Origin of the sequence: Mycobacterium sp. (genome assembly GCF_052145595.1) — a bacterium.
In the GTDB taxonomy this organism is placed as follows: Bacteria; Actinomycetota; Actinomycetes; order Mycobacteriales; family Mycobacteriaceae; genus Mycobacterium.
The window spans coordinates 1-3,843 of the sequence record NZ_JBKQOI010000118.1; the positions used below are offsets into that span (position 1 = coordinate 1).

3 protein-coding genes are annotated in these 3,843 nt (G+C 67.3%); 2 read left to right on the forward strand and 1 reads right to left on the reverse strand.

Features of this window, described 5'->3' with window-relative positions; translation table 11 throughout:
- Positions 1-118 precede the first annotated feature (118 nt).
- A complete protein-coding gene (locus ACLP4W_RS10440) occupies positions 119-1,093 on the reverse strand; it encodes an SGNH/GDSL hydrolase family protein (protein WP_442386059.1) in 975 nt (324 codons plus the stop codon).
- Positions 1,094-1,336: 243 nt separating this feature from the next.
- On the opposite strand from ACLP4W_RS10440, the gene ACLP4W_RS10445 reads away from it, so the two are divergent.
- The gene (locus tag ACLP4W_RS10445; RefSeq protein WP_442386057.1) at positions 1,337-2,416 is read left to right on the forward strand and encodes an alpha/beta hydrolase; all 1,080 of its coding nucleotides are present in this window, start codon (positions 1,337-1,339) and stop codon (positions 2,414-2,416) included.
- Between the two features lie 78 nt (positions 2,417-2,494).
- Positions 2,495-3,843, forward strand: a 1,349-nt coding sequence (locus ACLP4W_RS10450) for a cystathionine beta-synthase (RefSeq protein ID WP_442386058.1), incomplete at its 3' end; no start/stop codon positions are given.

The window sequence follows — 3,843 nt, forward strand, 5'->3', positions numbered from 1 at the left end:
CACGCGTCGACACGACACGCTCGACGCCACCAAGGACTCATCCGGTCAACGAAGCGGCGGCCACGACGACGGTTGCGGCCGCCGCTTCACCCTGCCCCTTGACAAAGTCCCCTCCATATCAGTCGCTACCAACCGGCGGGCAGGAAGAAGGGGCAGACGCTCCCGCTTCCGGGCGCCGCCACAGCCGCGGCATCACGCTGATTCGCGTCTGCGCAGTCTGGGCATTACCGAGCACCGGCGCGGCCGATTGGGCCGGCTCGCCGAGCGTCGGGCGCTCGTTCTTTTCGTCCAGGGCATCGCACAGCGGGAGCAGCAGGGCGTCGGCCGCCAGCGCATATGCGATCGGCGAGGGGTGGAAGCCGTCCGCGGAGAACATCAACTCGCCCCTGGTGCGGAACTCGGGTGCCAGCAGCTGAGCCAACGGCACCGTCACCCCGCCTCCCGACTTCACGGCCGCCGCTTGGGCGCGAGCGAGCTGCGCGGTTCGCGAGCGTGCCAACGAGCGCAGGGGCTGCGGGATGGCGGTGATAACGCCCAGATCCGGGCAGGTGCCAACGACCACCACCGCGCCGCGAGCGTGCAACTTCCGCACCGCCAAGCCCAGGCGTCGCGCCGACTGGCTGATGCCGTTGAGTGCCGTGATGTCGTTGGCGCCGAGCATCATCACGGCCACGTCGGGCGGCGGCCCGGCCACGAACATCGCATCGACTTGACCACACACGCCCTTCGAGGTGGCGCCGACAATGGCCTTGGTACTCAATCGGATTCGCTTGCCGCTCCGCCCGGCCAGGCCGCGTGCGATCAGTACGCCGGGCACCTCCTCCGCGCTGGAGCAGCCGTACCCGGTCGCTGTCGAGTCGCCGAAGATCATCAGGTGCAGGTCGACGGGCATACCGCGCTGCCACCGCTGCACGGGTCCGCCGCCGTGGGTGTACACGCCGTCGGCGCGCGGCGGAACGTCCCAGGCCTTCGGAATGACGGTGCGCGTGTGTGCCGCCTGGCCAACCAGCAGGTTGCGCGCGCCCAGATAGGCCGTACCCGTCGACGCGAGTGCACCCGCCGTGGCCAGGGCGATCGTCGAACGACGCGGCACCCGTATGGTCACGGGATCAGTTTAGTTCGGCTTCGGTGTTTGCGCGGACGGCTTCCGAACAATGTGATCACGTTGTGAATCAAATGTGGTATCAAATCAGGCTCTTCAAATGTTGCACCAAGAAACGCCTGTCAAGCTAAGTTCAACGAGTTGGCTGAGCGCCCGGGCGATCGTGCTGAACCAGACGCTCGGCTTCCTCGTCACATGCTGTATCGCTCTACAAAGGCGTAGGAGGTGTTGAGCATGACCGCACCTAGCAAGGTATCCGGTTCTCCCCGGAATGCCGTTCGCCCACACGAGGTCCTCAAGGCAAGTAGAGTTGAGGCACGCAAATTTGCGATCAGTGACGGCGCACCGGTCGAGGTCCTCGAATCCGGGCCCAGCGTTTCTGGGCGGGTAGCCAGCCTGGCGTCACGCCTAACGATCCGGCCGGTCTTGGCCGTCGGCAGCCACGCGCCGCACTTGCCGTGGCCCTGGGGTCTCATTGACGTCGCGGCCCGGGTCCTGCTTCCCGTGACGGCCACCGTCCGGGAGACCATCAACTTGCGCAATGCTTCAGCGCAGTTGGTGCGCGCACCCCGAGTGCTTCCCGCGGACGGCACCCGGCGGGTGGTTGTCTACTTGCACGGCGGCGCGTTCCTGACGTGTGGGGCAAACTCCCACGGCAGACTCGTCGAAAACCTGTCGAAGTTTGCTGACTCACCAGTGTTGGTGGTCAATTACCGGCTGTTGCCTAAGCACTCGGTCGGAATGGCCCTCGACGACTGCCATGACGCCTACCAATGGCTGCGCCTGCGCGGATACGAGCCGGACCAGATCGTGTTGGCCGGCGACTCCGCGGGTGGCTATCTCGCACTCGCCCTGGCGCAACGCCTGCAGAGGGAAGGGCAGGGGGAGGGGGATGTGGCGGCGGCGCTGGTAGCGATCTCGCCGCTGCTGCAGCTAGCAAAGGAATGCAAGCAGGCCCATCCCAACATCATGACCGACGCGGTGTTCCCCGCGAACGCGTTTGATGCGCTCGTCGCGCTGGTTGCTAGCGCAGCCGAAAAGAACAAAGTCGACGGCAAGCCGGAAGAGATTTACGAGCCCTTGGAGCACATCAAGCCTGGCCTGCCGCGGACACTGATCCACGTCTCCGGATCCGAGGTGTTGCTGCACGACGCGCGGTTGGCGGCGAGCAGGCTGGCGGCGGTCGGTGTGCCGGCCGAGGTGCGGGTCTGGCCTGGTCAGGTTCACGACTTCCAGCTGGCCGCGCCGCTGCTGCCCGAGGCGATCCGCTCGCTGCGGCAGATCGGGGACTACATCCGCGAAGCCACCGGCTAGCGCCCGGCTCGTTCTCGGGCTCGTCGCGGCCCGGCGAGCGGGTGTGCACCGCCCGAAACCGCCTGAGACGATGGACGCATGCGGATCGCGCAGCACATCAGTGACCTCATCGGCGGCACGCCGCTGGTCCGGCTGAACTCCGTCGTCCCCGACGGCGCCGGCACCGTGGCCGCCAAGATCGAATATCTCAACCCCGGCGGCAGCGCAAAGGACCGGATCGCGGCGAAGATGATCGACGCCGCCGAGGCCGGCGGCCAGCTCAAGCCCGGTGGCACCATCGTCGAACCCACATCGGGCAACACCGGCGTCGGCCTGGCCCTGGTGGCACAGCACCGCGGTTACAAATGTGTGTTCGTCTGCCCCGACAAGGTCAGCGAGGACAAGCGCAACGTGCTGCTCGCCTACGGCGCGGAGGTCGTCGTGTGCCCGACGGCGGTCCCGCCCGACCATCCGGACAGTTACTACAGCGTCTCCGACAGGCTGGTCGAAGAGATCGAGGGCGCCTGGAAGCCAGACCAGTACGCCAACCCGGAAGGACCGGCCAGCCACTACGCGACCACCGGTCCGGAGATCTGGGGCGATACCGACGGCAAAGTCACCCATTTCGTCGCCGGCATCGGCACCGGCGGGACGATCACCGGCGCGGGCCGCTACCTCAAGGAGGTATCCGGCGGCCGGGTTCGCGTCGTCGGCGCAGACCCCGAGGGTTCGGTGTACTCGGGCGGCAGCGGCCGGCCCTACCTGGTCGAGGGCGTCGGCGAGGATTTCTGGCCGAAGGCGTATGACCGCACGGTGCCCGACCAGATCATCGCGGTTTCCGACTCCGACTCGTTCAACATGACCAGGCGGCTGGCCCGTGAAGAAGCGATGCTGGTCGGCGGGTCGTGCGGGATGGCGGTGGTGGCCGCGGTGAAGGTCGCCGAGGAGGCCGGGCCCGACGCGCTAGTCGTGGTGTTACTGCCCGACGGCGGGCGCGGCTACATGTCGAAGATCTTCAACGACGCCTGGATGTCGTCGTATGGGTTCTTGCGCAGCCGCCTCGACGGGTCGACCGAGGAGTCCAGGGTCGGTGACGTGCTGCGCGGGAAATCCGGCGCGCTGCCGGACCTGGTGCACACCCATCCGTCGGAGACGGTGCGCGACGCCATCGGCATTCTGCGGGAGTACGGGGTGTCCCAGATGCCTGTGGTCGGCGCCGAGCCGCCGGTGATGGCCGGCGAGGTCGCCGGCAGCGTTTCCGAACGCGAACTGCTCTCGGCCGTCTTCGAGGGCCGGGCCAAATTGGCCGACGCCGTCTCGCAGCACATGAGCCCGCCGCTGCCGATGATCGGCGCCGGTGAGTTGGTCAGCGCGGCCGGCAAGGCGTTGCGTGACTGGGATGCGTTGATGGTGGTGGAGGAAGGCAAACCGGTCGGGGTCATTACCCG

What these genes read in the sequence shown, in the direction of transcription:
- ACLP4W_RS10445 (WP_442386057.1), top strand. Translation starts at nt 1,337, where the DNA reads ATGACCGCACCTAGCAAGGTATCCGGTTCTCCCCGGAATGCCGTTCGC.